This window comes from Pseudomonas sp. GV105 (assembly GCF_003058185.1).
Lineage (GTDB): Bacteria > Pseudomonadota > Gammaproteobacteria > Pseudomonadales > Pseudomonadaceae > Aquipseudomonas > Aquipseudomonas veronii.
On sequence record NZ_QBUF01000004.1, the window covers coordinates 145689 to 171370 of the forward strand.

Below are 25682 nucleotides of genomic sequence, written 5' to 3' on the forward strand. Positions count from 1 at the left end.
GAAGGGTTCAGCCGGCGGTCAGTCGCCGCGCCGCGCCATTGCGCCAGCGCGCCAGGTGTTCCTCGGCGTAGCGCCGCACACAGCGCAGCACCGCGCTTTCGTGCTGCACCAGAAAGAAGTGGTGGCCGTCGAACAGGTCCAGGGAAAACCCGCTGGCGGCGTCTGCCTGCCAGTCGAGTAACTGGTCGGCGCGCACGCTGTCCTGCTTGCCGCCGAACACATGGATCGGCATGCCCAGCGGCTCGCGTCGGCCGTAGGCGAAGCTGCCGCACAGCAGGAAGTCGGCGCGCAGGATCGGCAGCATCAACTGCATCAATTCGCGGTTGGCCAGGGCTGCTTCGGCGGTGCCTTGCAGGTCGCGCAGGCGGGCGATCAGTTGCTCATCGGTCTTTTCGCGGGCGTACTCGCTGACGTCGCGCCGCGCCGGGCCGGCGGTGCCGGACGCAAACAGCGCCAGCGGCGCAGGCACGTTGCGCGCTTTGAGCGCGTGCGCCAGCTCGAACGCCAGCAGGCCGCCAAGGCTGTGGCCGAACAACGCGTAGGGGCCGTTCAGGTCACGACTGATTTCATCCGCCAACTGCGCGGCCAAGGCGCCGATGTCGCATTGCAACGGCTCGTCCATCCGCATACCGCGCCCCGGCAACTCCAGCGGGCACACCTGCAACCAGTCCGGCAGAACACGCCGCCAACGCACGTACACCATGGCGCTGGCCCCCGAATAAGGCAGGCAGAACAGGCGCAGTCGAGTCGGCGCGCTCATCGCTCGACGCCCCCCACCTGAAACGCGCCATATGCACGATAAAAACCCATCTCGCCCTCCTGCGGGTGCTGATCCTTGGCCGTTTTACCAACGAACCTGTCACCCAGAAGAACGGACAGCGCCGCCAAATAATTAGTCGTCGAGGACGAGCGAGACGGGGTTCACACCTTCAGCCCACGGACAAAATCAGTCAGACTTCTCATTTGACAATAATTATCATTCAGCATAATTTGTTGCCCGATGTGTAGGAGGCCTCAGCACGGACGCCCTCCCCTAACCTCTTTTGCGATCAAGGTGATTTCCATGACGGAACAAGTATCCACAGGCAGGTGCGACTCACCGCTGCTCCAGGCATTCGTCGATAATCGGCTGATTCTGGTAAAGATCGCAGCACGTATTACCGGCTGCCGCTCCCGGGCCGAAGACGTCGTGCAGGATGCCTACTTCCGGCTGCAATCGGCGCCGACGATCACCTCATCGTTCAAGGCGCAATTGAGTTATCTGTTCCAGATCGTGCGCAACCTGGCGATCGATCACTATCGCAAGCAGGCCCTGGAGCTCAAATATTCGGGGACCGAAGAGGAAGGCTTGAATGTGGTGATTCAGGGCGCGTCACCGGAAACTTCGCACATCAATTTCAACACCCTGGAGAACATCGCCGACGCCCTGACGGAACTGCCCCAGCGCACCCGCTATGCGTTCGAGATGTACCGCCTGCACGGCGTGCCGCAAAAGGACATCGCCAAGGAACTCGGCGTCTCGCCGACCCTGGTCAACTTCATGATTCGCGATGCGCTGGTGCATTGCCGCAAGGTGTCGGGCAGTCACAGCGATACATTTGCACGGCGGCTCTGAAACTCGCCCCGGCGCGAAGCCTGGTCTCCCGAAACCTCAGGGCACCGCCGTCACATCGATGCGATAGGGCTCGAATATCTTCAACAGCTCGCCGTCATCGCGCAAACGTTTGAGCAGGCCGGCAAACGCTGCGCTGCTGATCGGCGCCTTGGGCCGCAGCAACGCGTAGTGGTGGTACACCTGGTCGACGCGCTCCGAGATCAGGAACTGGGCGGCCATGTCGACGTTGCGCGCCAGAAAATCACTCAGGTACGAGCGGGTCACCAGGGCGATATCGGCGCGACCGCGCGCGACCATCAGCAGGTTGCTGTCATGGGAGTAGGTCAACGTCGCGTTGAAGTGCTCGGCCATGAACTTGGGGTCGGCATTGAAGTTGGCGAAGGCGTAGTGATAACCGCTGAATACCGCCAGGCGCTTGCCGCCAAGGCTGGCGAAATAATTCTGGTCGCGATCGGGCTCACGCTGGGCGACGAAGATTTCGGCATCTTCCAGGCCCATGTCGACCGTGGTGTGAGGAATCTTCTGCCAGCCCCAGTCGGGGTTTTCGAAAATCGCCACGTCGACCCGGCCCTGCTCGAAATCGCGAAAGCGTCGCGGGATCGAGGTCGGCACCAGCACGAACTGATAGTCGGTTTGCGAGGCGTTCAGGGCTTCGACCAACTGCGGCAGCAATCCGGTGTCGGCGCCCTGCTCGGGGCGCACGGTGTACGGCGGAAAATGCGCAGCGCCGATCCTCACCAATTGCGCAGCCGAAGCCGGCATCCACGCAACGGTGCCCAGTGCCCATAAAGTAAGTCCTGCAGCCAGTCGCCATGGCGAAAACATTAAGGCACACACCGTTTAACCTGCTGATGGCAATAAGCTAGGCGTTTTTGTCTGGCGAGACAACTTCCACCGGAAAATTAATAGCTTGCGCCTCAATCAGCCTTCAAAACCATCAACAACGCCTCTTCGGCCAACTGCTCGAGGGTCAAGCTGCCCTCGGCGCGGAACCAAGTGGTGGTCCAGGACAAGGCACCGGTGAGGAAGCGCCGGGCGATAAACACATCCCCCTTGATATAGCCGGCGGCCTTGGCCTCGCCCAGCACCTGCAGCCAGATCGCTTCATAGACATCACGCAAGGCCAGCACCTGGGCCTGGCCCTCGGCCGACAGCGAACGCCACTCGTACACCAACACCGCCATGGCTTCGCCGCTGCCGCCCATGATCGACTGCAATTCGCAGCGAATCAGCGCCAGCACGCGCTCGCGCACCGTGCTAGCCTCTTCCAGCGACGCACGCATCAGCGCAGTGTTGTAGCGGATGGTTTCTTCCATCACCGCGCGCAGGATCTCGTCCTTGCTCTTGAAGTGATGAAAGATGCTGCCGGACTGGATGCCCACGGCACCGGCCAGGTCGCGCACGGTGGTGCGCTCGAAGCCCTTGTTGCGAAACAGGTGAGCCGCGGTTTGCAGCAACTTGCCCCGGGCGCTGTCGGGGTCGGTCAATTGGCCGCCGTCGACCATGGCGCGCATCACCCGCAGGGCTTTGTGCTCATCCATGCTGCTCTCCTTTACGTCTACTGACATCTTGGGCGGCAATTTAGGCCGTGCCTGCCAGCCAAGCAAGCGCTTGGCTGAAAACTTGTGTCCGGAGTTTACAAACCAAGCGCTTGCTTGGTAGTCTCGTCGCCAGCCATTCGAGGAAGGATTTCTCATGAGCAAGACGGTTCGCATCGGCTGCGCCAGCGCCTTCTGGGGCGACACCTGCACCGCCGCCGCCCAGTTGGTACACGGCGGCAAGCTGGACTATCTGGTGTTCGACTACCTGGCGGAAGTCACGATGTCGATCCTCGCCGCTGCGCGGATCAAAGATCCCCAGGCCGGCTACGCCACGGACTTTGTCGAGGTGCTGTCGCCGCTGCTGGCCGAAATCCAGCGCCAGGGCATCCGCGTGATCAGCAACGCGGGGGGCATCCACCCCCAGGCCTGCGCCGCCGCCCTGCAAGCGGCCTGCGACGCGGCGCAACTGCCGCTGAAAATCGCAGTGCTGCTGGGCGATGACCTGCAGCCCCAACTCAAACACCTGCGCGGCAGCGTCGACATGTTCAACGGCGCGCCGCTGCCGCCGCTGTGCGTGTCCGCCAATGCCTACCTCGGCGCGCCGGGCATTGTCCGCGCGCTTGAGCTGGGGGCGGACATCGTCATCACCGGGCGGGTGGTCGACAGCGCGGTGGTCAGCGCCGCGTTGGTGCATGAATTCAACTGGTCATGGCAGGACTACGACCGCCTCGCCCAGGCCGCCCTGGCCGGGCATATCATCGAATGCGGCGCGCAGTGTACCGGTGGCAACTTCACCGACTGGCGCGACGTGCCGGATTACGAGCACATCGGTTTTCCCATCGTCGACGTCAGCGCCGACGGCCAGTTCACCGTGAATAAAGTCGCGGGCAGCGGCGGGTTGATCAGCGAGCTGAGCGTGGCCGAACAACTGCTCTACGAAATCGGCGACCCGCGCGCCTACTTGCTGCCCGATGTGATCTGCGATTTCAGCCAGGTCAAATTGCAGCAGCAAGGCAAACACAGTGTGCGTCTGCACGGTGCCAAGGGGTTGCCGCCGACCGCTCAATACAAGGTCAGCGCCACTTACCCGGATGGCTTTCGCTGCACCGCCAGTTGCCTGATCGCCGGGATCGACGCGGTGGCCAAGGCCGAGCGGGTCGCCCAGGCGATTATCGACAAGACGTCGGAGCTGTTCAGCCAGCGCGGTTGGGCGCCCTACACCGAGGTGAACATCGAACTGCTCGGCAGCGAAGCCACCTACGGCGCGCATGCGCGACGCCGGGACTGCCGCGAGGTGGTGGTGAAGTTGGCGGTGCGCCACCCGAGCAAGCCGGCGCTGGTGCTGTTCGCCCGCGAAATCGCCCAGGCCGCCACCGGCATGGCACCGGGGCTGACCGGCATCGTCGGCGGGCGGCCGACGGTGTATCCGTTGATTCGACTGTTTTCGTTCCTGATCGATAAATCGTCCTGTGAGCTGGCGATTGATTTGCAGGGTGAACGCCACGCTTGCGCGCTTCCGGCCAGCCACGCACTGGGCACGCCGGCCGCCGCCCTCGAACCGCCCAAACCCCAAGGCCGCGCCGATGCCAGCGTGCCCCTGGTGAAACTCGCGGTGGCCCGTTCCGGCGACAAGGGCAACCACAGCAACATCGGGGTGATTGCCCGCGACCCGGCGTACCTGCCGTGGATCGCCGAAGCCCTGACCCCCGCCGTGGTCGTCGACTGGATGGGCCACGTGCTCGACCCGGTCCACGGTCGCGTCGAACGCTGGTACCTGCCCGGCAGCCACAGCCTCAACTTCCTGCTGGAAAACGCCTTGGGCGGCGGCGGCATCGCCAGCCTGCGCATCGACCCGCAGGGCAAGGCGTTTGCCCAGCAGTTGCTGGAAATCCCCATCGCCGTGCCGCAGCACATCGCCGATCAACTCACGTAAAGGAGCGTTGCCGTGGCCTTCGACTCGATCTTCAAAGCCGACCTGCCGGATGTCCTCAAAGGGGAGTCATAAACCATGCCGGTGATCGAAACCCTGATCGACGCCCACAGCCCAGACTTTGTGCGCAACCGCGAAGCGCTGCTGGCGAGCCTGCAGCAACTGCGCCTGTTGGAGCAGAACCTGTTGAGCAAGGCGCAGGAAGCCAAGCCCAAGTTCGACAAACGCGGGCAATTGCTGCCGCGTGAACGCCTCAACCTGCTGCTGGACCCTGGCGCGCCGTTCCTGGAACTGGCCAGCCTGGCCGGCTACAAACTCCATGACGACAAGGACGGCAGCGCCGCCGGCGGCGGGTTGATCGCCGGAATCGGTTACGTCAGCGGCGTGCGCGTGCTGGTGGTGGCGAATAACAGCGCGATCAAGGGCGGCACCATTTCCCCCACGGGCCTGAAGAAATCCCTGCGCCTGCAACAGATCGCGATGGAAAACCAACTGCCGGTGGTGACCCTCGCCGAAAGCGGCGGCGCCAACCTCAACTACGCGGCGGAGATTTTCGTCGAAGGCGCGCGCAGCTTCGCCAACCAGGCGCGCATGTCGGCCATGGGCTTGCCGCAGATCACCGTGGTCCATGGCTCGGCCACGGCGGGCGGCGCGTATCAGCCGGGGCTGTCGGATTACGTGGTGGTGGTGCGCGGCAAGGCCAAGCTGTTCCTGGCCGGCCCGCCGCTGCTCAAGGCCGCGACCGGCGAAGTCGCCACCGATGAAGCACTGGGCGGCGCCGAGATGCACGCGCAAATCGCCGGCACCGCGGAATACCTGGCGGAAAACGATGCCGACGGGGTGCGGATCGTGCGCGAAATCGTCAGCCTGCTGCCGTGGAACGAGCGCCTGCCGTCGATGCCCAAACGCACGTATGCCGAGCCGCTGTACCCCATCGACGAACTGCTCGGGCTGATCCCCGACGACCCGAAAAAACCCTACGACGTCCGCGAAATCCTCGCACGCCTGGCCGATGGTTCGAACTTCCTCGAGTTCAAGGGCGAGTTCGACGCACATACCGTGTGCGGCCACCTGCACATCCAGGGCCGCGCCGTCGGCGTGATCGGCAATAACGGCCCGATCACGCCCAAGGGCGCCAGCAAGGCCGCGCAATTCATCCAACTGTGCGACCAGAGCCGCACGCCGCTGCTGTTCCTGCACAACACCACCGGCTTTATGGTCGGCACCGAGGCGGAACAGCAAGGCGTGATCAAGCACGGCGCGAAGATGATCCAGGCGGTGACCAATGCACGTGTGCCCAAACTCACCGTGGTGGTCGGCGGCTCCTACGGCGCCGGCAACTACGCCATGTGCGGCCGCGGCCTCGACCCGCGCTTCATCTTCGCCTGGCCCAACAGCCGCACCGCCGTGATGGGCGGCGCCCAGGCCGGCAAAGTGCTGCGCATCGTCACCGAAGCCAAACAACGGAAAGACGGCCTGACCCCCGACCCCAAGATGCTCGACATGCTGGAACAAGTCACCGCACAAAAACTCGACAGCCAATCCACCGCGCTGTACGGCAGTGCAAACCTATGGGATGACGGCCTGATCGACCCACGGGATACCCGCACGTTGCTGGGGTTCCTGCTGGATATTTGCCAGGAAGCCGACATGCGGACGTTGCAACCGAACAGCTTTGGCGTAGCACGGTTCTAAAGTCATCAAGACAACAAAACCCTGCTTTTGCTCTGCTTTTGCTCTGCTGTTGCTCTGCTTTTGATTTTGATCTTGATCTTAGGCGCCCCGTCAAACCACGCTGGCCGAACGCAGGCTTGAATCCGTGGGTAACCCGGCAGGACGCCGGGTTAGCCGTCCTGGGCCAGGGATGGCCCATGACGGCGGCCCACGGATTCAAGCCTGCGTTCGGGCACACCGAGCCTAGGCGAGGTGCCGAGTGGTGGGGCAAGAGCCCTTTTGGTTACTTTTGGGGCTCTTTTCCAAAAGTGACCCGCTGTAAGAGCGGAACCCATAGCAGCCGTTACCAAAGAAACGGATATGTACTCAACCCAAAAAAATGGTCAGCCCAGAGGCCGCCATCGGGGGCAAGCCCCCTCCCACATTTGGAGCGAGGTGAGCCCAATTTCGAGCGAGGTGAGCCCATTGGATATCTACCCGCTGTAAGACCGCCAGCAAACCAGCTCCCACAGACGGAGCCATGCACACCCGAAAAACGCCCACACGGAGAACAATAAAAAATGATCTTCACCCAGGAACACCAGGCACTGCGCCGCACCGTCCGCGCCTTCGTCGACCGCGAGATCAACCCCCACGTCGACGAATGGGAAAAAGCCGGCCGCTTCCCCATCCACGATATCTTGCGCAAGGCCGGCGACCTCGGCCTGCTGGGCATCTCCAAACCCGAGCAATTCGGCGGCATGGGCCTGGACTACAGCTACTCCATCGTCGCCGCCGAAGAATTCGGCAGCATCCGCTGCGGCGGCATCCCCATGTCCATCGGCGTACAGACCGACATGTGTACCCCCGCCCTCGCCCGCTTCGGCTGCGACGCACTGCGCGAAGAATTCCTGCGCCCGGCCATCAGCGGCGAGCAAGTCGGTTGCATCGGCGTCTCGGAAGCCGGCGCCGGTTCCGATGTGGCCGGGCTGAAGACCCAGGCACGCAAGGACGGCGACGACTACGTGATCGACGGCAGCAAAATGTGGATCACCAATTCGCCGAGCGCCGACTTCATGTGCCTGCTGGCCAACACCTCCGACGACAAGCCGCACCTCAATAAGTCGCTGATCATGGTGCCGATGAACACACCGGGGATCAGCGTCAGCCCGCCCTTGGAAAAACTCGGCATGCACAGCTCCGAGACCGCCCAGGTGTTCTTCGACGGCGTGCGTGTGCCGCAACGCAACCGCATCGGCCATGAAGGCGCGGGGTTCATGATGCAGATGCTGCAATTCCAGGAAGAACGCCTGTTTGGCGCGGCCAATATGATCAAGGGCCTGGAGTCCTGCATCGACAGCACGATCGAATACTGCAAGGAGCGCCAGACCTTCGGCAAAGCGCTGATCGACAATCAGGTGATTCACTTTCGCCTGGCCGAACTGGCCACCGAAATCGAATGCCTGCGCGCCCTGGTCTACCAGGCCACCGAGCAGTACATCAAAGGCCAGGACGTGACGCGCCTGGCCTCCATGGCCAAGCTCAAGGCCGGGCGGCTGGGCCGCGAAGTCAGCGACAGTTGCCTGCAATACTGGGGCGGCATGGGCTTTATGTGGGACAACCCGGTGGCCCGCGCCTATCGCGATATGCGCCTGGTGTCGATTGGCGGCGGCGCCGACGAAATCATGCTGGGCATCATCTGCAAACTGATGGGCACCCTGCCGGGGAAAAAACCATGAACACCCTGCTGCTCGAACCCCATAACGGGGTGCTGCACATCACCCTCAACCGTCCGCAAAGCCGCAACGCGATGAGCCTGGAGATGGTCAATGAACTGCGCGCGGTGCTGGCGCAGTTGGACGATCAGGTGCGCGCGCTGGTGATCAGCGGCGCGGCCGGGCATTTCTGTGCCGGGGCGGACGTGAAAGACCTGCTCGGCGCCAGCGACAAGGCGCAATTGCAGGCGCTGAACCGCGCGTTCGGCACCTTGCTGCAGGAAGTTGAAGCCGTGCCCCAAGTGGTGATCGTGGTGCTGCAAGGCGCGGTGCTGGGCGGTGGCTTTGGTTTGGCGTGCGTCAGTGATATTGCGCTGGCTGATCACCAGGCGCAGTTCGGCTTGCCCGAGACCAGCCTGGGCTTGCTGCCGGCGCAGATCGCGCCGTTTGTGGTCAAGCGCATCGGTCTGACGCACGCGCGCCGGCTGGCGCTGACGGCGGCGCGGTTCGACGGGGTCGAGGCTGAGCGCTTGGGCGTGGTGCATTTTGTCGAGCGCGATCCGCAGGCGTTGGCCGAACGCCTGGATGAAGTGCTGGGCCAGGTATTGCGTTGCGCGCCGGGGGCGAATGGGCGGACCAAGGCCTTGCTGCTGGCCAGCGCGGAGCAACCGCTGGGGCCGTTGCTGGATCAGGCCGCCGCGTGGTTCGCCGAGGCGGCGACGGGCGAAGAAGGGATCGAAGGCACCCAGGCCTTTGTGCAACAGCGCAAGCCACGGTGGGCCGAATGAACAAGATCCTGATCGCCAACCGCGGCGAAATCGCCTGCCGCATCCAGCGCACCGCCCAGGCCTTGGGCTATCGCACCGTAGCGGTCTACAGCGACGCCGACGCCCAGGCTGCGCACGTGCAGATGGCCGACGAAGCCGTGAATATCGGCCCGGCGCCGGTGCAGCAGTCCTACCTGAATATCCCGGCGATTCTCAGCGCAGCCCAACGCACCGGTGCCGACGCGGTCCACCCCGGTTATGGCTTTCTCTCTGAAAACCCCGATTTCACCCGCGCCTGCATAAACGCCGGGCTGACCTTCATCGGCCCCAGCGTCGAGGCCATCGAACTGATGGGCAGCAAGCGCCGGTCCAAACTCGCCATGCTCGAGGCCGGTGTCCCGTGCGTCGCCGGCTACCAAGGCAGCGCCCAGGACGACGCCACGTTGCAAATAGAAGCTGAACGCATCGGCTTCCCGCTGATGATCAAGGCCAGTGCCGGCGGCGGCGGCCGAGGTATGCGCCTGGTGCATCAGCGCGAACACCTGCAAGAGCAACTGCGCAGCGCCCGCTCCGAAGCCCTGAATGCATTCGGCAGTGACGAACTGATCCTGGAACAGGCGCTGATCGAACCGCGCCACGTCGAAATCCAACTGTTCGGCGACAGCCACGGCAACCTGATCCACCTCGGCGAACGCGACTGCTCGGTCCAGCGCCGCCATCAGAAAATCATTGAAGAGGCGCCCTGCCCGGTGATGACCCCGGCCCTGCGCCAGGCCATGGGCGACGCGGCGCTCAAGGCCGGGCGTGCGGTGAATTACGTCGGTGCCGGGACGGTGGAGTTCCTGCTCGACCGCGACGGCCGGTTCTACTTCCTGGAGATGAACACTCGCCTGCAAGTCGAACACCCGGTCACCGAACTGATCAGCGGCCTCGATCTGGTCGACTGGCAACTGCAAATTGCCGCCGGCCAACCGCTGCCGTTACAGCAAGCGCAGGTCAGCCTCAGCGGCCACGCCATGGAAGTGCGCCTGTACGCCGAAGACCCGGCCCAGGGCTTTCTGCCGCAAACCGGTGCGGTGTTGCGCTGGGAACCGGCCGCGGGCGTGCGGGTCGACCACGGCGTTCTCGAAGGCCAGCGCATCAGCCCGTTCTATGACCCGCTGCTCGGCAAGATCGTCGCCCATGGCGCCACCCGCGAGGAGGCGCGGCGCAAGCTGCTGCGCGCCGTGGAGGACACGGTGCTGCTGGGCGTGGCGAGCAACCAGCAGCTGTTGACCGACCTGCTCAAGCACCCGAAGTTTATCCACGGCGACTTCAGCACCGCGTTGATCGCCGAACACTTCAGCGAGATCCGTCGCCCCCGCGCATCCGCCGAACAGTTGGCCCTGGCCGCCGCGCTGTTTTATCAACACAGCGCTCAGGCCCATGCCCCGGCCTTATCGGGGTGGCGCAACGGCGCTGACGTGCCGTGGAGCTATCAGTTGGCCGTCGACGATGCGGTCCAGGACATCACGGTCAGCGTCCTCGCCGACCATCACCTGCAGGCCAACGGCATCGACATCCGCCACCTCAGCAGCGACGGCCGCTGGGCCACCGCAGTGATCAACGGCATCCGCCGCCGCAGTGCCTACCACCTCGACGGTGCCCAGCTGTGGCTACCGGGCGTGAGCGTGACCAACCGCACCCACCACGTTGCCAACCGCCAGCCCCCAACCGGCGGCGGCAGGGTCGAAGCGCCGATGGACGGCGCCATCGTCGATGTGCGCGTGCGCGCCGGTGAACGCGTCACTCAGGGGCAACTGCTGCTGGTGCTCGAAGCGATGAAAATGGAGCATCCGCTGAAGGCCGGCATCGACGGTGTGGTCAAGGCCGTGCAGGTCATGGCCGGCGATCAGGTGCGCAATCGCCAGGTGTTGCTGGAGATCGAATAAAGCCTGGGCGGAACTACGCGGCCGGGCTACGCTCTATCCCCATCAGGACGGGAAGAGTACGGGAACCTGCACGATGCCTCATTGGCTGATTATTGACCTTGAAGCCACAACGGATGACGGCGGCTGGCCCGTGACGGAGATGGAAGTCATCGAGATCGGCGCAAGCCTGGTCAACCGCCAGGGCCGCGAGTTGGATCATTTCCAGCGTTTTGTGCGACCGCAGCGGCGTCCATTGCTGACGCCCTTCTGCCGCAAGCTGACCCATATCACCCAGGCGAACATGGACAGCGCCGCGCCTTTCGGCGAAGTGTGGGCGCTGTTCGAGCGCTGGCTGGGCCAGCATCAGGCACACCTGGAAGGTTGGGCCAGCTGGGGCGACTACGATCGCCAGCAGCTCGAGCTGGAGTGGCAGCGCCATGGCCTGAGCAGCGCGCTGGCCCAAACGCCCCATATCAACCTCAAGCAACGCTTTGCCAAGGCCAGGCGCCTGGACAAGCCAACGGGGCTCAATAGCGCCCTGCAATTGGCGGGGATGCAGTTCAATGGCCAGCAACACCGGGCGCTGGAAGATGCGCGCAACACCGCACGCCTGTTACCGCTGATTTTGCCGGTCTAGGCAGCTCCCTTGCCCTTGGGCATACTGGCCGACCTTTCCAGACCCTTTTTCCGAGGATTCGCCCATGTTTAAAGTCAACGAGTACTTCGACGGCACCGTCAAGTCGATCGCTTTCGGCACCGCAGAAGGTCCGGCGACCATCGGCGTCATGGCCCCGGGTGAATACGAATTCGGCACCGCCCAGCGTGAAATCATGCACGTGGTATCCGGCGCCCTGACCGTCAAGCTGCCCGACAGCAGCACCTGGGAAACCTTCGCCGCCGGCAGCCTGTTCCACGTTCCGGCCAACAGCAAGTTCCAGCTGAAGGTCGCCGTGGACACCGCTTACCTGTGCGAATACCGCGGCTAAGCAATTCCCGCGCGAAAAAAATGCCCGTCTCGCAGGAGACGGGCATTTTTTTTGGGGACGCATTATTCGAGGACAGTCACCGGCATGCCCACTTCCAGGCGGCCCACGCCATCGTTGACCAGGTTCTGGCCGAACATCGCGCCGTCTTCGGTCTTGCGATAGGCCTCCAGCGTCACGAACGGTTCGCGGTCGGCACTGCGCTCGCCGGTCTGCGGGTCGATGGTGGTCAGAATGCAGCGTGAGCACGGCTTGACCACGCGAAACTCGACATCGCCGATGCGCAGGCGTTTCCAGCCGTCTTCGGCGAACGCATCGCCACCGTCGATCACCAGGTTGGGGCGAAAGCGCAGCATTTCCATGGGCCGACCGACGTGCCGGGACAGGTCGTCCAGGGAGGCCTGGCCGATCAGCAGCAACGGGTAACCGTCGGCGAACGCGACCTGATCATCGTCCTTGCCATAACCGGCTTGTGTGATGCGCGCGCGCTCCAGCGGGATGTGGACCAGCCGCGTTGGCTTGCCGATAAAGTCGCTGACCCAGGCGGCGGCGGCATCGCCCGCATCCGGCACGCGCAAGGTGTCGCGCCAGATGGTCACACCGCGCAGTTCAGCCTCGCTGCCGGGCAACGCCACGTCCAGCGCTGCGTAGCCAGGCGAACTGAGGGTCAGGCCACCGCTGCGGTTCCACAGCGCCGACAGCTGGCTCATCGTCGCCACGGCGCGCTGCGTCAAAAAACGCCCGCTGGCTTCGTCCACCAGCATCCAGCGTCGATCGCCATCCAACCCGAGCTTGTCCAGGCCGATCTGCTGCAACGTTTCGGCCTTGCCGGATTTCAAAGGGTAACGGTACAGCGCGCTGAGACGGAGCATGAGCCTGCATTCCTGAGGGGCAAAACCGTCACACTAAGGTCAAGCCGGCGCTTCGTCCAGCATCAGTCGCTGACGCACCACATCCACCAGCTTGTCCGGCTGGAATTTGGACAGGAAGTTATCGCACCCGACCTTCTTCACCATCGACTCGTTGAAACTGCCCGACAGCGAGGTGTGCAGCACCACGTACAGCTCACGCAGGCGTGGGTCATTGCGGATCTCGGTGGTCAGGCGGTAGCCGTCCATCTCAGGCATTTCGGCGTCGGTGAAGATCATCAGCAATTTGTCGGTCATCACCTGGCCGCTGTCGGCCCAGGCCTTGAGCATGTTCAGTGCCTTGAGGCCGTCACTGGCGATGTGCATCTTCACGCCCAACTGGCCCAGGGTGTCGCGCAACTGCGACAGCGCGACATTGGAGTCGTCCACCAGCAGCACTTCACGGCCACGGGCGCGCTCCAGTATCGGGTCATCGAGTTTATCGCGGGAGACCTTGGCGTTGTATGGCACGATCTCGGCGAGGACTTTTTCCACGTCGATGATTTCCACCAACTGGTCATCGACCTTGCTGATGGCCGTGAGGTAGTGCTGGCGCCCGGCGCTGGTCGGCGGCGGCAGGATGGCTTCCCAGTTCATGTTGACGATGCGATCGACACCGCCCACCAGGAACGCCTGCACCGAGCGGTTGTACTCGGTGACGATGATGGTGCTGTTGGGCCCCGGCACCAGCGGGCGCATGCCGATGGCCTGGGACAGGTCGATCACCGGCAGGGTCTGGCCCCGCAGGTTGACCACGCCGCACACAAACGGGTGGCGCTGAGGCATCAGGGTCAGCTTGGGCAGTTGCAAGACCTCCTGCACCTTGAACACGTTGATCGCGAACAGCTGCCGCCCGGCCAGGCGAAACATGAGAATCTCCAGGCGATTCTCACCCACCAATTGTGTGCGTTGATCTACCGTGTCGAGAATGCCGGCCATTAAAAGCTCCTGATATGCGCGCAGGTCGCGCTAAGGGATTATGCGGTTCGCTAAGCTTGTTATCGGCGGCAAGCGCCAGACCTTGACCCCTGTAAAATGCCACGCAAATCCATTGATGTCACACTGACATCATGCTTTACTGCACAGGCCTCTTCATTGGGCAGAATAGCAACATTGCGCGACATTCAAATCGGCGCAAGGTTCCGCTGCGTAAGGGATTCCCCTAGGCACAATCAGGCCCAACCTGATATTCGCGATATCTAATTGCCATTAATGTGACGCCATTCTCATTGCATGAATGGAGTCAGGCTTTTGTTTGCCATCGTAAGCCCAAGGCCCGTGGGCCTTCCAGACACTCACCTGTCGGCAATCGAAGTTGCGCAATCGGCCCCGATGACGAGGGCAGTGCGCGCCTCGCATAATCATTCAAATAAACGTCCTACTAAAGTCTCAGAAGCGCCCTACAGATTTCAGTCATCTTTCAGCGGTAGTTTTACGCTATTCACGCAGTGCGACATCTCATCGCCCGACCGTATGCTGTGGAGACTTGCATGATGAATAGCGCGAACGAGTGGCAAACCACACTTCCCGAATTCCTGCTAGAGGCCGAAAAGCTGCTGAGAAAGTCGGAAGAGTGCTTGAGCCATCTGCATTTGATTCGTAATGACAGCGATGCCATCGACTGCATGAAGTTCAGCCTCACGGCGCTCGCCGAAAAGGCCGATGATCTGGCTCTGCAGGCGATCAGCGAGTTCTCGCGACATATCCAGGACCTGATTGCCAACGCGCAGAGCCCTTTGCAACTGCACGATCAGGCCCTCGATGCCTTGAACAACTGCCTGACGTTACTGGCGTGGCAGCTGGAGTTGATCGACACCCGCACCGGTGAGTTGAGCCTGGATGAAAGTGAACAAACCTCACTGATTGCGACGGTCACTCTCCAGATCCCGCAGAAGGACTTCACCAATAAGCCGCAACAGCGTCTGCACCACGTTTCATGAATGACTGCGCCGTTAAGCACTAAGGTGTCGCTTTCACCCAGCGTCTTGCCCAAAAACGACAAGAATAACTAATGTGCCCTGCAATAAGTGGCGACAACCAAGTTGCCCGCGCTATAAAGCCAATCCATACCAAATAACCGCCAACATATAACTATTCTTAATAGGCATGCCCCCACTCCGTGCAAATGACGCCTGGCGACCAACGGTAAGCAAAGTGGTACCATGCCGCCCTCGAAGTGACCTAACGTCATGATGCATAAAACGTGAAAAGCATCCGCTATGTACGCCAGCCTCAAGTCACTCCTCGTCAAATCCGCTTCCCGCAGCAATGCCCGTCGACTGGTTCTCGTGTTGTGCCTGTGCTCACTGCTGCTGGGGCTGTGGGCCTACGCTCGCTCCACGCCCTTGCCATTGATGGTGTTGCTGATCAACGTGGCCACCCTGGTGCTGGTGGGCCTGCGGCAGTGGAACTCACGTAAATCGATCAAGTTCCAGCCCCAGGAACTGGCCGATCGCCTGCTGCAAGTCCAGGAAAACGAGCGGCACCGCCTCAGCCGAGAGCTGCACGACGATATCGGCCAATTGCTCACCGCCGCCAAGCTGCAAAGCGAATGGCTCAAGCGCCGCCTGCCGGAAGACCTGCAGGGCCAATGCACAGTGCTGTGCAACACCCTGAACGAGACCTTGGCCAAGGTGCGCGACGTGTCCGCCATTCTCAACCCGCGTCAGTTGGCCAGCCTCGGCCTGGAAGCCAGCCTGCGCGCGCACCTGCTCAAGACCCTGGGAAACACCTCGATTCATTGGAGCCTGGAATGCCAGCAACGGCTGACCGGCATTCCCGAAGAAATGGCCGTGGCCGCTTTTCGCATCACCCAGGAAGCGGTGACCAACATGCTGCGCCATGCCCAGGCGCAAAACCTGCTGGTTCGCCTGCAACGCCTGCCCCAGGGCCTGTCGCTGTTTATCAGTGATGACGGCCAGGGCTTTTCGCCCGCCAGCAACCCAGGCCTGGAAGGCCAACGGGGCATGGCGGGCATGTCCGAGCGGATTGATCAACTGGGGGGCACCTTGTCCGTCAGCAGCCAGCCAGGCAAAGGCACCCGGATCGACGCACTTTTCCCCTGGGCGCCGCGCGCCCTCGAACGGGCCAGTCCCCTGAAGGTTCTCGAGTGACCCGCACTTTACTCCTGGTGGATGACCACGCACTGATCAGGGCCGGCGTCCGCGCGCTGGTCCTGGACATTCCCGGCTACACGGTGATTGGCGAAGCCAGCGATGGCGCGCAGGTGCTGGAAACATTCAGCGCCCTGCTGCCGGATATCGTGCTGCTGGACCTGTCGATGAAACACACCGGCGGCCTGGATGCGTTGCACCAGCTCAAGACGGCCTACCCCAAGAGCAAGGTGCTGATCCTGTCGATGCACACCGACCCGGAGCTGATCATGCGTGCCCTGGAGGCCGGCGCCCATGGCTACCTGCTCAAGGACACCAGCGCCAACGAACTGGAGCAGGCACTGCTGGCGCTGAGCAATGACGAGCGCTACCTGAGCCCGGCGATTGCCCACACCGTGATCAGCCAGGCGCTGGTACGCAATCAGGCCCCGTCCTCCCCGGTCGCCCACAACCACAACCTCACCGCTCGCCAGTTGGAAATCCTGCGCCTGGTCGTGCGTGGCAAATCCACCCGGGAAATCGCCCACGGCCTCGGGTTGAGCATCAAGACCGTGGAAGCCCACCGCTCGCAAATCATGAAGCGCCTGCAGATTTTCGACGTGGCGGGCCTGGTGTTATTTGCCGTGCGCGAGCAGATCATCAGCCTGGACGACTAAGGGCGAACCCGGCGGCAGATGGACGCGCAGGGCCTTGGGCACGACCTCGAAATGCAGGTCATCGCCTTGCAGCGGTTCGCCATCCAGGTTGATATACAAACCTTGCGCCACCTTGATCTTGACCCACGGCAGGCGCGCGCGGACAAACATGGTGTCCAGGCCCCAGCCATTGTTCATCAGTTCACGCAGGGTGCCGACCACTTCCTGGGGGGCCGGCAAAATGCTGATGTCCAGCAGCCCATCGTCCGCCAGTGCGTCGGGGCACAGCACATGCCCACCGCCCGCCTGGCGGCCGTTGCCGATGCCCAGCGCGAGCAGCTCGCCTTTCCAATGGAAATCCGGGCCTTCCAGCTCGCCATACGCGGCCTTCAACTCACTGAAGCGCGACAAGCCGGTGAACAGATAAGCCGCGCCGCCCAGTACTTTCTTCAGTTCTTCGGAGGTATTGGCGGTGACCTGGCTGCCGAAGCCGCCAGTGGCCATGTTGAGGAATACTTGCCCGCCGACGCGGCCGAGATCGATCGCCCTGGCCGGCACATCCAGCAACGCCAGGGCCTGATCGGGCTGCAGCGGCACACCGGCGGCGCGGGCAAAATCATTGGCGGTGCCCAACGGCATCAGCACCAGGCTCGCGTCGGTCCCGGCCTGGGCCATCGCCTCGGCCACATCGCGCAAGGTGCCGTCACCGCCGCCGGCAATGATGTGCGTGTACCCGCCGTCCAGGGCCTCGTTGACCAGCCGCTGCGCGTCGCCGCCCTCCCACGTCACCCGCACCGCCAGCTCCCAGCCCTGCTCACGCCGAGCCAGCACCGCAGCGCGCACGTCCTCGTTGAGGGCTTGCTTGCCGTGGAGGATCAACAGGGCTTTGTGGGTGGTCATGGGGGGAGCTCTCCTGGGGTCAAAGGTGCTTGAAGGATGTTGACCTTTGAGGAGATAAAAAAAGCCATCGGGTTTGCAATTTAATTGGCCAGGGGCGACGCCAGGCTGCTTTCCTGTAAGCGCGGGCAAGCCAGCGCCTACAGTTGGATCGCTAGATACCCATCAGCGCGCAATCAGCTTTTGTGCAACTTACTCATCAACTGCGCCTCAGCCTGGGTCAAGCCGCACGACTGCGTCAGCTCATCCACGGTCGCGCCCATGCCGACCAGCTTCGCCGCCTGGGCAAAAGACAGGCTGGAGGGATCACGCTGTTCAATCTGCGCCAGCTTGTCCGGCAACGGCCCGAGGATCGCGCGCAGTTCATGCACCTCATCCCCGACCCGCACCGCACTTTGCTGGAAGTGATCGACGCGCTTGGCCAACTCCACCACGCGCCGGTCACGCACGGCGTCGCGTTCGGCCTGTTGCACCACCCACTCGCGTTGCTGGCGCACGTAGCGCAGCAAAAAGGCCAACGTCCCGGCCCACAACAGGGCCAGGACGATCACCGCGGCTTCAAGGAACAATCAGATGCTCTCCAGTTCCGACCATTCTTCTTCGCTCATCATTTTGTCCAGCTCGACCAGAATCAGCAGTTCGCCGTTCTTGTTGCAGACGCCCTGGATGAACTTGGCCGACTCTTCGTTACCCACGTTCGGCGCGGTTTCCACTTCCGATTGGCGCAGGTAAACCACTTCGGCCACGCTGTCGACCATGATCCCGACCACCTGCTTGTCTGCCTCGATGATGACGATGCGGGTGTTGTCGTTGACTTCGGTCGGTATCAGACCGAAACGCTGGCGGGTGTCGATCACCGTCACCACGTTGCCGCGCAGGTTGATGATGCCCAGCACGTAGCTTGGCGCACCCGGAACCGGAGCGATTTCGGTGTAGCGCAGCACTTCCTGCACGCGCATGACGTTGATGCCGTAGGACTCGTTGTCCAGTTTGAAGGTAACCCATTGCAGGATCGGATCATCCAAACCTTGTGCGGACGCTGACTTATTCATACCCCTGACCCCTTCAAATGCCGTTGGACACGGCGTGTGTGCTTCTTTGGCCGCACAACCGTGCGGCCGATCTTGTTCAATTAACTGCGTTGCTGGCCCGGCATCGACTTGACCGCGCCGCTGGCGATCAACTCGGCCAGTTCGGCGACGTCGAGCAACGCGCACATGTGTTCGATCACGGTGCCCGCCAACCAAGGGCGCTGGCCCCGTTGGCTGCGCCATTTGATTTCATTCGGGTCCAGGCGCAACGAGCGGCTGACTTGATGCACGGCCAGCCCCCACTCGTAGCCTTGCACCGAAATCACGTATTGCAAGCCCTGGCGGAAATCATCGCGGTAGCGGTCGGGCATCACCCAGCGCGCGGTGTCCAGCACCTTGAGGTTGCCGGCCTGGCTGGGCAGGATGCCGAGGAACCACTCCGGTTGCCCGAACAGCGGTGTCAGCTCCTGGCCTTCCAGGGAATAAATCGAGCCCAGGCACACCAGCGGCACCGCCAGGGTCAACCCGGCGACGTCGAACAGCAGGCATTCGAACGGCTCGGCGGCCCACGCCGGGCGGCCGTCGCCGGTGACCGGCGGCGGCGTGATGCTCGGCGGCAGGTGGATTTCAACCACCGGCTCGACCACCACGGGTGCGACCGGCACAGGCGCAACCACTACAGGCGCAACCACGACCGGTGGACTCGGCACCATCACCTGCGCATCACGCGCCTGTTCTTCCAGCACCGCCAACTGGAATTCATCCAGTGTGCTTTGTGCGTCTACGGCGGGTTCGAGGACCAGCAGCGGTTCCGGCAGTTCTTCCTCGGTCGCGTCCTGCAGCAAGGCATCCAGGTAGGATTCCAGTGCCAGTTGCGGCCGCGTCTTGACCTTGAGTTCGACAGGACGGTTCATCACGCCACCTGCGCCACAAGCTGTTGCGACAGCAGGTGCTTGAGCAGCGCGCGGTACGCCAGCACGCCGCGACTTTTACCGTCGAACTGCGAAGGGGTCAGGCCGGCGCGGCTGGCGTCGCGCAGGCGCGTGTCCACCGGGATATAGCCCTGCCAGATGGTGTCCGGGTAGGCATCGCGCAGTACGCGCAAGGTGCCGAGGGACGCCTGGGTGCGGCGGTCGAACAACGTCGGCACGATGCTGAACGGCAGCGCCTGTTTGCGTGAGCGGTTGATCATCGCCAGGGTGCTGACCATGCGTTCCAGGCCCTTGACCGCGAGGTGCTCGGTCTGCACCGGGATCACCAACTGCTGGCTGGCCGCCAAGGCGTTGACCATCAGCACGCCGAGCAACGGCGGGCTGTCGATGATCGCGTAGTCGAAGTCCTGCCACAGTTGCGCCAGGGTCTTGGCGATCACCAGACCCAGGCCGCTCTGCCCCGGCGACTGGCGCTCAAGGGTGGCCAGGGCGGTGCTCGACGGCAGCAGGGAAATGCTTTCATTGCTGGTGGGCAGCAGCAGTTGCCCAGGCAGATCGCTCGGCACGCTGCCCTTGTGCAGGAACAGGTCGTAGCAGCTGTGCTCCAGCGCGTCCGGGTCGTAGCCGAAATAGCTGGTCATCGAGCCGTGGGGGTCCAGGTCGACCACGACCACGCGCTTGCCCGCCTCGGCCAGCAAGCCGGCTAAGGCGATGGAGGTGGTGGTCTTGCCGACTCCACCTTTTTGATTGGCAACTGCCCAGACTCTCATTCGGTTGATTCCTCCCGGCGGGCACAGGCGCGACCGAGACAGTGCATAGGTTATTGAGCCGGTGACGGAGAATTGACGGAGCTTTGCCGTACCGGCGGCTTTGCAAGGGCCGGTGCAGTTTGTGTGCCAGCCCGCTTCAATGCCGCGTCCGGGGTTGCATTTGCCGTGCCGGTGCCGGTCAGGCTGCGGCGCACATCCAGGTTGCGCGAGACCACCAGCACCACCCGGCGGTTGCGGGCGCGGCCTTCCGCCGTGGCGTTATTGGCCACCGGCTGGAACTCGCCGTAGCCGACCGACGCCAGGCGACCGGGGTTCACGCCCTGCATCGCGAGCATCCGCACGATGCTGGCCGCCCGGGCCGACGACAGCTCCCAGTTGGTCGGGTACTGCGCGGTACTGATGGGGATATTGTCGGTGAAGCCTTCGACGTGGATCGGGTTTTCAAACGGCTTGAGGATCGCCGCCACCTTGTCGATGATGGTGAACGCCTGGTCGCTGGGCATGGCATCGGCGCTGGCGAACAGCAGGCTCGAATTGAGCTCGATCTCCACCCACAACTCATTGCCGCGCACGGTCATCTGGTTGGAGCTGATCAAGTCGCCGAACGCGGCGCTGATATCGTCGGCGATGCTTTTCAGCGGGTCGCCGGTGCCGCCCATGCCGGCGGAGGTCTCATCGCTGTCGTTGACCAGCGGCTTGGCCGGGGTCACGGTCTTGGGCCGCTCTTCGCCGATCGGGATCGGCTTGAGCGAACGATCGGCGTCGTTGAACACGCCGATCAGCGCTTGGGAAATGACTTTGTACTTGCCTTCGTTGATCGACGAGATGGAGTACATCACCACGAAAAACGCGAACAGCAAGGTGATGAAGTCCGCGTAGGACACCAGCCAGCGTTCATGGTTGACGTGTTCTTCAGGCTCGCGACGGCGACGGCTCACAGACGATTACCTCCGCAAAACGAATCACCTGCAGGAGCGAGCTTGCTCGCGAAAAATCCGAGAGCAACGCGTTCGTCCAAAATGCCCGCGTCATCGTTGACGATTTTCGCGAACAAGCTCGCTCCTACACGTTTCATGTACATCAATCCATGAAGCCCTGGAGCTTCAATTCGATGGAGCGCGGGTTCTCGCCTTCGGCAATCGACAGGATGCCTTCGAGCAACATTTCACGGTAACGCGACTGGCGCAGGGCAATCGACTTGAGCTTGCTGGCCACCGGCAACAGCACCAGGTTGGCACTCGCCACACCGTAGATGGTGGCGACAAACGCCACGGCAATGCCGCTGCCCAGTTGCGACGGATCGGCGAGGTTGCCCATCACGTGGATCAGGCCCATCACCGCACCGATGATGCCGATGGTCGGCGCGTAGCCGCCCATGCTTTCAAAGACTTTGGCGGCGTTGATATCGCGGCTTTCCTGGGTGTAGAAATCCACTTCCAGGATGCTGCGGATCGCCTCCGGCTCGGCGCCGTCCACCAGCAATTGCAGGCCTTTGCGCGCGTAGCTGTCGGGCTCGGCATCGGCCACGCCTTCCAGGCCGAGCAGGCCTTCCTTGCGTGCGGTGAGGCTCCAGTTGACCACGCGGTCGATGCCGCCGGCCAGGTCGACGCGCGGCGGGAAAATAATCCAGATCAGGATCTGCATGGCACGCTTGAACGAACTCAAGGGCGACTGCAGCAATGCCGCGCCCACGGTGCCACCGATCACGATCAGCGCCGCCGGGCCGTTGGCCAGGGCGCCGAGGTGCCCGCCTTCGAGGTAGTTGCCGCCGATGATCGCGACAAACGCCATGGTGATACCGATCAGACTCAGTACATCCATCAGAGGCAGGCCTCCACCAAATGCCTGCCGATATCGTCCAGGCTGTAGATCGCGTCGGCCAGCTCAGCCTTGACGATGGCCATCGGCATGCCATAAATCACGCAACTGGCTTCGTCCTGGGCCCAGATCGCACTGCCGCCCTGCTTGAGCAGGCGCGCGCCTTCGCGACCGTCGGCGCCCATGCCGGTGAGCACCACCGCCAGAACTTTGTCGCCGTAGGACTTGGCTGCCGAACCGAAGGTGATATCCACGCAGGGTTTGTAGTTGAGGCGCTCATCGCCCGGCAGGATTTTGATCGCTCCACGGCCATCGACCATCATCTGCTTGCCCCCAGGCGCCAGCAACGCCAGGCCAGGACGCAGGATGTCGCCATCCTCGGCTTCCTTGACGCTGATGCGGCACAGCTTGTCCAGGCGCTCGGCGAAGGCCTTGGTGAACGCGGCGGGCATGTGCTGGATCAGCACGATCGGCGCCGGGAAGTTGGCCGGCAGTTGGGTCAAGACCCGTTGCAGGGCAACCGGGCCGCCGGTCGAAGTACCAATGGCAACCAGCTTGTAGGCCTTGCGTTTCGGCGCCGGCGAATGGGCGCTTGGCGCAGGTGCCCGCACGGGTGCCGCGGCAGGCCGGGCAACCGCTGCCGGCGCCGGGCGACCGAACGCCGTGCTGGTGGGTGCCGCCGGAGCCGCGACCGGCGCAGGCGCCGGGGCGCTGAACAGGCTGCGACGGTTGCTGCGCGAAATGCTGTGGACCTTCTCGCACAGCATCTGTTTGACCTTCTCGGGGTTGCGCGAGATGTCTTCGAAATTCTTCGGCAGGAAGTCCACCGCACCGGCGTCCAGCGCATCCAGGGTGACCCGGGCGCCTTCGTGGGTCAGCGAGGAGAACATCAATACCGGGGTCGGACAGCGCTGCATGATGTGTCGGACTGCGGTGATGCCATCCATCATCGGCATCTCGTAGTCCATGGTGATCACGTCCGGCTTCAACGCAATGGCTTGATCAATCGCCTCTTTACCGTTGGTGGCCGTGCCGACCACCTGGATCGTTGGATCGGCGGAAAGAATTTCCGAGACGCGGCGGCGGAAGAAACCCGAATCGTCCACCACCAGGACCTTGACTACCATAAACACTCCGTTAGGCGGGGCAGGCAATACCGCCCTGCCCCACCAGAATCAAATACGCCGTGCGGCGTAACGCTTGAGCATGCTCGGAACATCGAGAATCAACGCGATACGACCGTCACCGGTGATGGTCGCACCCGACATGCCCGGGGTTCCCTGCAGCATTTTGCCCAAAGGCTTGATGACCACTTCTTCCTGGCCGACCAGTTGATCGACGACAAAGCCGATGCGCTGGGTGCCCACGGAGAGAATCACCACATGGCCTTCGCGCTGCTCTTCATGGGCGGCCGAGGCGACCAGCCAGCGCTTGAGGTAGAACAGTGGCAACGCTTTGTCGCGCACGATCACCACTTCCTGGCCGTCCACCACGTTGGTGCGCGACAGGTCGAGGTGGAAGATCTCGTTGACGTTGACCAGCGGGAAAGCGAAGGCCTGGTTGCCCAGCATCACCATCAGGGTCGGCATGATCGCCAGGGTCAACGGCACCTTGATGACGATCTTCGAGCCCAGGCCCTTGGTCGAGTAGATATTGATCGAACCGTTGAGCTGGCTGATCTTGGTTTTCACCACGTCCATGCCCACGCCACGGCCCGACACGTCGGAAATCTCGGTCTTGGTCGAGAAGCCCGGCGCGAAAATCAGGTTGTAGCACTCGGTGTCGGTCAAGCGGTCGGCGGCATCCTTGTCCATCACGCCACGCTTGACGGCGATACCGCGCAGGATCGCCGGGTCCATGCCTTTGCCGTCATCGGTGATCGACAGCAGGATATGGTCACCCTCTTGTTCCGCCGCCAGAATCACCTTGCCGTTACGGGACTTGCCCGCGGCTTCGCGTTCTTCCGGGGTTTCCACGCCGTGGTCGACGGCGTTGCGCACCAAGTGGACCAGCGGGTCGGCCAGGGCCTCGACAAGGTTTTTGTCGAGGTCGGTTTCTTCACCCACCAGTTCCAGGTTGATTTCTTTCTTGAGCTGGCGAGCCAGGTCACGAACCAGGCGCGGGAAGCGACCGAAGACTTTCTTGATCGGCTGCATCCGCGTCTTCATCACCGCGGTCTGCAGGTCGGCAGTGACCACGTCGAGGTTCGACACGGCCTTCTGCATGGCTTCGTCGCCACTGTTCAGGCCCAGGCGCACCAGGCGGTTACGCACCAGCACCAGTTCGCCGACCATGTTCATGATGTCGTCCAGGCGCGCGGTATCCACACGCACCGTGGTTTCGGCTTCGCTGGCAGGCTTGTCGGCCGCGGCGGCGGCCGGGGCACGCGCGGCAGCGGCAGGAGCTGCGGCAGCCGGGGCCGGGGCCGGCTTGGCGGCAGCAGGTGCCGCGGCTTTGGCCGGTGCCGGTTTGGCCGCCACCGGGGCTGCCGTCGCCGCAGCGCCAGCGGCCACTTCGGCGAACTTGCCCTTGCCGTGCAGTTCGTCGAGCAGGGCTTCGAATTCGTGATCGGAAATCAGCCCGTCGCCGGCAGGTGCGGCAGCGGCAGCGGCAGCGGCAGCGGCAGCGGCAGCGGCAGCAGCTGGTGCGGCAGCAGTTGCGGCGACTTCCGGCAAGGCATCGGCAGCAAAGGAGCCCTTGCCATGCAACTGGTCGAGCAACGCTTCGAATTCGTCGTCGGTAATGTCGGTGCCGGCGGCGGCGGTGGCTGCCGGAACTTGCGAGGTACTCGCAGGTGCTTGCGCCTCAGCCGCAGGTGCAACGGCGTCGGCAGCGAACTGGCCCTTGCCGTGCAACTGATCGAGCAGGGATTCGAATTCTGCGTCGGTAATGTCTTCGCCGGTCGGCGCGGCGGGCGCGGCCACTGCAGCGACCGCTTGCGGCGCTTCGGCTTCGGCCTTGACCGCATTGAGGGAGTCGAGCAGTTGCTCGAACTCGCTGTCGGTGACATCCGCTTCGGCTTCGACCACAGGCTCCGGAGCCGCTTCCACCACCGGCGCGGCCGCGGTGTCGGCAGGTTCCGCCAGACGCGCCAGGGCGGCCAGCAGTTCCGGGGTGGCTGCGGTGATCGGGGCACGTTCGCGAACTTCGCTGAACATGCCGTTGACCGCATCCAGCGCTTCGAGAATCACGTCCATCAGCTCCGAATCAACGTGACGCTCACCCTTGCGCAGGATGTCGAACACGTTCTCGGCGATGTGGCAGCACTCCACCAGCTCATGGAGCTGGAGGAAGCCGGCGCCCCCTTTTACAGTGTGAAAACCGCGAAAAATTGCATTGAGCAGGTTCGCATCATCCGGTCGGCTTTCCAGCTCGACCAGTTGTTCGGACAGTTGCTCTAAAATTTCGCCGGCCTCTACAAGGAAATCCTGAAGGATTTCTTCATCGGCGCCGAAGCTCATGGG

At 63.0% G+C, this 25682-nt stretch carries 25 protein-coding genes; 11 read left to right on the top strand and 14 right to left on the bottom strand.

Annotation, left to right across the window (positions count from 1 at the left end; genetic code table 11):
* Window positions 1-7: 7 nt before the first annotated feature.
* Window positions 8-760 carry a thioesterase II family protein gene (locus C8K66_RS09105; protein ID WP_108524675.1) on the bottom strand — a complete coding sequence of 251 codons (753 nt, stop codon included), beginning with the start codon at window positions 758-760 and terminating at the stop codon, window positions 8-10.
* A gap of 303 nt (window positions 761-1063) precedes the next feature.
* Between C8K66_RS09105 and C8K66_RS09110 the strand changes: the two genes are divergently transcribed.
* On the top strand, window positions 1064-1615 hold the full coding sequence (locus tag C8K66_RS09110; RefSeq protein WP_017845800.1) for an RNA polymerase factor sigma-70: 552 nt from the start codon (window positions 1064-1066) through the stop codon (window positions 1613-1615).
* Window positions 1616-1651: 36 nt separating this feature from the next.
* On the opposite strand, the gene C8K66_RS09115 is transcribed toward C8K66_RS09110, so the two are convergent.
* The gene (locus C8K66_RS09115; protein ID WP_079444439.1) at window positions 1652-2440 is read right to left on the bottom strand and encodes an ABC transporter substrate-binding protein; all 789 of its coding nucleotides are present in this window, start codon (window positions 2438-2440) and stop codon (window positions 1652-1654) included.
* Window positions 2441-2532: 92 nt separating this feature from the next.
* On the bottom strand, window positions 2533-3156 hold the full coding sequence (locus tag C8K66_RS09120; RefSeq protein WP_046382540.1) for a TetR/AcrR family transcriptional regulator: 624 nt from the start codon (window positions 3154-3156) through the stop codon (window positions 2533-2535).
* Between the two features lie 154 nt (window positions 3157-3310).
* Here C8K66_RS09120 and C8K66_RS09125 point away from each other — a divergent pair, with 154 nt between their 5' ends.
* The 7 genes from C8K66_RS09125 to C8K66_RS09160 all read left to right on the top strand — a co-directional run bounded on the left by C8K66_RS09125 (window position 3311) and on the right by C8K66_RS09160 (window position 12117).
* A complete protein-coding gene (locus tag C8K66_RS09125; protein ID WP_046382539.1) occupies window positions 3311-5089 on the top strand; it encodes an acyclic terpene utilization AtuA family protein in 1779 nt (592 codons plus the stop codon).
* Between the two features lie 75 nt (window positions 5090-5164).
* Entirely contained in the window at window positions 5165-6781 is a 1617-nt protein-coding gene (gene atuC / locus C8K66_RS09130) for a geranyl-CoA carboxylase subunit beta (protein ID WP_057003879.1), read from the top strand.
* Between the two features lie 539 nt (window positions 6782-7320).
* Complete coding sequence (atuD, locus tag C8K66_RS09140; RefSeq protein WP_108524677.1) at window positions 7321-8478, top strand: citronellyl-CoA dehydrogenase; 1158 nt, start codon at window positions 7321-7323, stop codon at window positions 8476-8478.
* Window positions 8475-9242: an enoyl-CoA hydratase/isomerase family protein gene (locus tag C8K66_RS09145; protein WP_046484819.1), complete on the top strand. Its 768-nt coding sequence runs from the start codon at window positions 8475-8477 to the stop codon at window positions 9240-9242. Before atuD ends, C8K66_RS09145 begins: the two co-directional genes overlap by 4 nt.
* Window positions 9239-11152: an acetyl-CoA carboxylase biotin carboxylase subunit gene (locus C8K66_RS09150; RefSeq protein ID WP_371928135.1), complete on the top strand. Its 1914-nt coding sequence runs from the start codon at window positions 9239-9241 to the stop codon at window positions 11150-11152. Before C8K66_RS09145 ends, C8K66_RS09150 begins: the two co-directional genes overlap by 4 nt.
* 73 nt (window positions 11153-11225) lie before the next feature.
* Window positions 11226-11768 carry an exonuclease domain-containing protein gene (locus C8K66_RS09155; protein WP_079444445.1) on the top strand — a complete coding sequence of 181 codons (543 nt, stop codon included), beginning with the start codon at window positions 11226-11228 and terminating at the stop codon, window positions 11766-11768.
* A 64-nt stretch (window positions 11769-11832) separates the two neighbouring features.
* Window positions 11833-12117, top strand: a complete 285-nt coding sequence (locus C8K66_RS09160; protein ID WP_017849400.1) for a pyrimidine/purine nucleoside phosphorylase — start codon at window positions 11833-11835, stop codon at window positions 12115-12117.
* Window positions 12118-12179: 62 nt separating this feature from the next.
* On the opposite strand, the gene C8K66_RS09165 is transcribed toward C8K66_RS09160, so the two are convergent.
* Together C8K66_RS09165 and C8K66_RS09170 are read right to left on the bottom strand one after the other, a co-directional pair.
* On the bottom strand, window positions 12180-12986 hold the full coding sequence (locus C8K66_RS09165) for an MOSC domain-containing protein (RefSeq protein ID WP_108524681.1): 807 nt from the start codon (window positions 12984-12986) through the stop codon (window positions 12180-12182).
* A gap of 39 nt (window positions 12987-13025) precedes the next feature.
* Complete coding sequence (locus C8K66_RS09170) at window positions 13026-13961, bottom strand: chemotaxis protein CheV (protein ID WP_046382532.1); 936 nt, start codon at window positions 13959-13961, stop codon at window positions 13026-13028.
* Between the two features lie 551 nt (window positions 13962-14512).
* On the opposite strand from C8K66_RS09170, the gene C8K66_RS09175 reads away from it, so the two are divergent.
* The 3 genes from C8K66_RS09175 (at window position 14513) to C8K66_RS09185 (ending at window position 16791) form a co-directional block, all read left to right on the top strand.
* The gene (locus C8K66_RS09175; RefSeq protein ID WP_169865368.1) at window positions 14513-14962 is read left to right on the top strand and encodes a hypothetical protein; all 450 of its coding nucleotides are present in this window, start codon (window positions 14513-14515) and stop codon (window positions 14960-14962) included.
* 279 nt (window positions 14963-15241) lie between these two features.
* A complete protein-coding gene (locus tag C8K66_RS09180) occupies window positions 15242-16135 on the top strand; it encodes a sensor histidine kinase (protein WP_046382531.1) in 894 nt (297 codons plus the stop codon).
* On the top strand, window positions 16132-16791 hold the full coding sequence (locus C8K66_RS09185; protein ID WP_057003876.1) for a response regulator transcription factor: 660 nt from the start codon (window positions 16132-16134) through the stop codon (window positions 16789-16791). The genes C8K66_RS09180 and C8K66_RS09185 overlap by 4 nt, the downstream gene beginning before the upstream one ends.
* Here the strand turns inward: C8K66_RS09185 and yegS are convergent.
* From yegS to C8K66_RS09230, 9 genes are all read right to left on the bottom strand, one after another.
* On the bottom strand, window positions 16750-17670 hold the full coding sequence (gene yegS, locus C8K66_RS09190; protein ID WP_046382530.1) for a lipid kinase YegS: 921 nt from the start codon (window positions 17668-17670) through the stop codon (window positions 16750-16752). The genes C8K66_RS09185 and yegS overlap by 42 nt on opposite strands.
* 173 nt (window positions 17671-17843) lie before the next feature.
* Window positions 17844-18236 carry a DUF2802 domain-containing protein gene (locus C8K66_RS09195; RefSeq protein ID WP_046382529.1) on the bottom strand — a complete coding sequence of 131 codons (393 nt, stop codon included), beginning with the start codon at window positions 18234-18236 and terminating at the stop codon, window positions 17844-17846.
* Window positions 18237-18719 carry a chemotaxis protein CheW gene (locus tag C8K66_RS09200; protein WP_046382528.1) on the bottom strand — a complete coding sequence of 161 codons (483 nt, stop codon included), beginning with the start codon at window positions 18717-18719 and terminating at the stop codon, window positions 18237-18239.
* A gap of 80 nt (window positions 18720-18799) precedes the next feature.
* On the bottom strand, window positions 18800-19612 hold the full coding sequence (locus tag C8K66_RS09205; RefSeq protein ID WP_108524683.1) for a CheW domain-containing protein: 813 nt from the start codon (window positions 19610-19612) through the stop codon (window positions 18800-18802).
* Window positions 19612-20400 (bottom strand): ParA family protein, encoded by a 789-nt coding sequence (locus C8K66_RS09210; protein WP_017849390.1) that lies wholly within the window; start codon window positions 20398-20400, stop codon window positions 19612-19614. Before C8K66_RS09210 ends, C8K66_RS09205 begins: the two co-directional genes overlap by 1 nt.
* A 50-nt stretch (window positions 20401-20450) precedes the next feature.
* Complete coding sequence (motD, locus tag C8K66_RS09215) at window positions 20451-21338, bottom strand: flagellar motor protein MotD (protein ID WP_017849389.1); 888 nt, start codon at window positions 21336-21338, stop codon at window positions 20451-20453.
* A 142-nt stretch (window positions 21339-21480) separates the two neighbouring features.
* The gene (locus C8K66_RS09220) at window positions 21481-22221 is read right to left on the bottom strand and encodes a flagellar motor protein (RefSeq protein WP_017849387.1); all 741 of its coding nucleotides are present in this window, start codon (window positions 22219-22221) and stop codon (window positions 21481-21483) included.
* Window positions 22221-23345, bottom strand: a complete 1125-nt coding sequence (locus C8K66_RS09225; RefSeq protein ID WP_046382527.1) for a chemotaxis response regulator protein-glutamate methylesterase — start codon at window positions 23343-23345, stop codon at window positions 22221-22223. Before C8K66_RS09225 ends, C8K66_RS09220 begins: the two co-directional genes overlap by 1 nt.
* 48 nt (window positions 23346-23393) lie before the next feature.
* Window positions 23394-25679 carry a chemotaxis protein CheA gene (locus tag C8K66_RS09230; RefSeq protein WP_108524685.1) on the bottom strand — a complete coding sequence of 762 codons (2286 nt, stop codon included), beginning with the start codon at window positions 25677-25679 and terminating at the stop codon, window positions 23394-23396.
* Window positions 25680-25682: the final 3 nt, after the last annotated feature.

Coding starts and splice junctions, on each gene's coding strand:
- C8K66_RS09170 (WP_046382532.1), bottom strand. CDS start 13,961: ATGGCCGGCATTCTCGACACGGTAGATCAACGCACACAATTGGTGGGT.
- C8K66_RS09225 (WP_046382527.1), bottom strand. CDS start 23,345: ATGGTAGTCAAGGTCCTGGTGGTGGACGATTCGGGTTTCTTCCGCCGC.
- C8K66_RS09220 (WP_017849387.1), bottom strand. CDS start 22,221: ATGGATGTACTGAGTCTGATCGGTATCACCATGGCGTTTGTCGCGATC.
- C8K66_RS09105 (WP_108524675.1), bottom strand. CDS start 760: ATGAGCGCGCCGACTCGACTGCGCCTGTTCTGCCTGCCTTATTCGGGG.
- C8K66_RS09115 (WP_079444439.1), bottom strand. CDS start 2,440: ATGTTTTCGCCATGGCGACTGGCTGCAGGACTTACTTTATGGGCACTG.
- C8K66_RS09165 (WP_108524681.1), bottom strand. CDS start 12,986: ATGCTCCGTCTCAGCGCGCTGTACCGTTACCCTTTGAAATCCGGCAAG.
- C8K66_RS09145 (WP_046484819.1), top strand. CDS start 8,475: ATGAACACCCTGCTGCTCGAACCCCATAACGGGGTGCTGCACATCACC.
- C8K66_RS09175 (WP_169865368.1), top strand. CDS start 14,513: ATGATGAATAGCGCGAACGAGTGGCAAACCACACTTCCCGAATTCCTG.
- C8K66_RS09160 (WP_017849400.1), top strand. CDS start 11,833: ATGTTTAAAGTCAACGAGTACTTCGACGGCACCGTCAAGTCGATCGCT.
- atuD (WP_108524677.1), top strand. CDS start 7,321: ATGATCTTCACCCAGGAACACCAGGCACTGCGCCGCACCGTCCGCGCC.
- C8K66_RS09210 (WP_017849390.1), bottom strand. CDS start 20,400: ATGAGAGTCTGGGCAGTTGCCAATCAAAAAGGTGGAGTCGGCAAGACC.
- C8K66_RS09120 (WP_046382540.1), bottom strand. CDS start 3,156: ATGGATGAGCACAAAGCCCTGCGGGTGATGCGCGCCATGGTCGACGGC.
- atuC (WP_057003879.1), top strand. CDS start 5,165: ATGCCGGTGATCGAAACCCTGATCGACGCCCACAGCCCAGACTTTGTG.
- C8K66_RS09180 (WP_046382531.1), top strand. CDS start 15,242: ATGTACGCCAGCCTCAAGTCACTCCTCGTCAAATCCGCTTCCCGCAGC.
- yegS (WP_046382530.1), bottom strand. CDS start 17,670: ATGACCACCCACAAAGCCCTGTTGATCCTCCACGGCAAGCAAGCCCTC.
- C8K66_RS09150 (WP_371928135.1), top strand. CDS start 9,239: ATGAACAAGATCCTGATCGCCAACCGCGGCGAAATCGCCTGCCGCATC.
- C8K66_RS09205 (WP_108524683.1), bottom strand. CDS start 19,612: ATGAACCGTCCTGTCGAACTCAAGGTCAAGACGCGGCCGCAACTGGCA.
- C8K66_RS09155 (WP_079444445.1), top strand. CDS start 11,226: ATGCCTCATTGGCTGATTATTGACCTTGAAGCCACAACGGATGACGGC.
- C8K66_RS09125 (WP_046382539.1), top strand. CDS start 3,311: ATGAGCAAGACGGTTCGCATCGGCTGCGCCAGCGCCTTCTGGGGCGAC.
- C8K66_RS09200 (WP_046382528.1), bottom strand. CDS start 18,719: ATGAATAAGTCAGCGTCCGCACAAGGTTTGGATGATCCGATCCTGCAA.
- C8K66_RS09230 (WP_108524685.1), bottom strand. CDS start 25,679: ATGAGCTTCGGCGCCGATGAAGAAATCCTTCAGGATTTCCTTGTAGAG.
- C8K66_RS09110 (WP_017845800.1), top strand. CDS start 1,064: ATGACGGAACAAGTATCCACAGGCAGGTGCGACTCACCGCTGCTCCAG.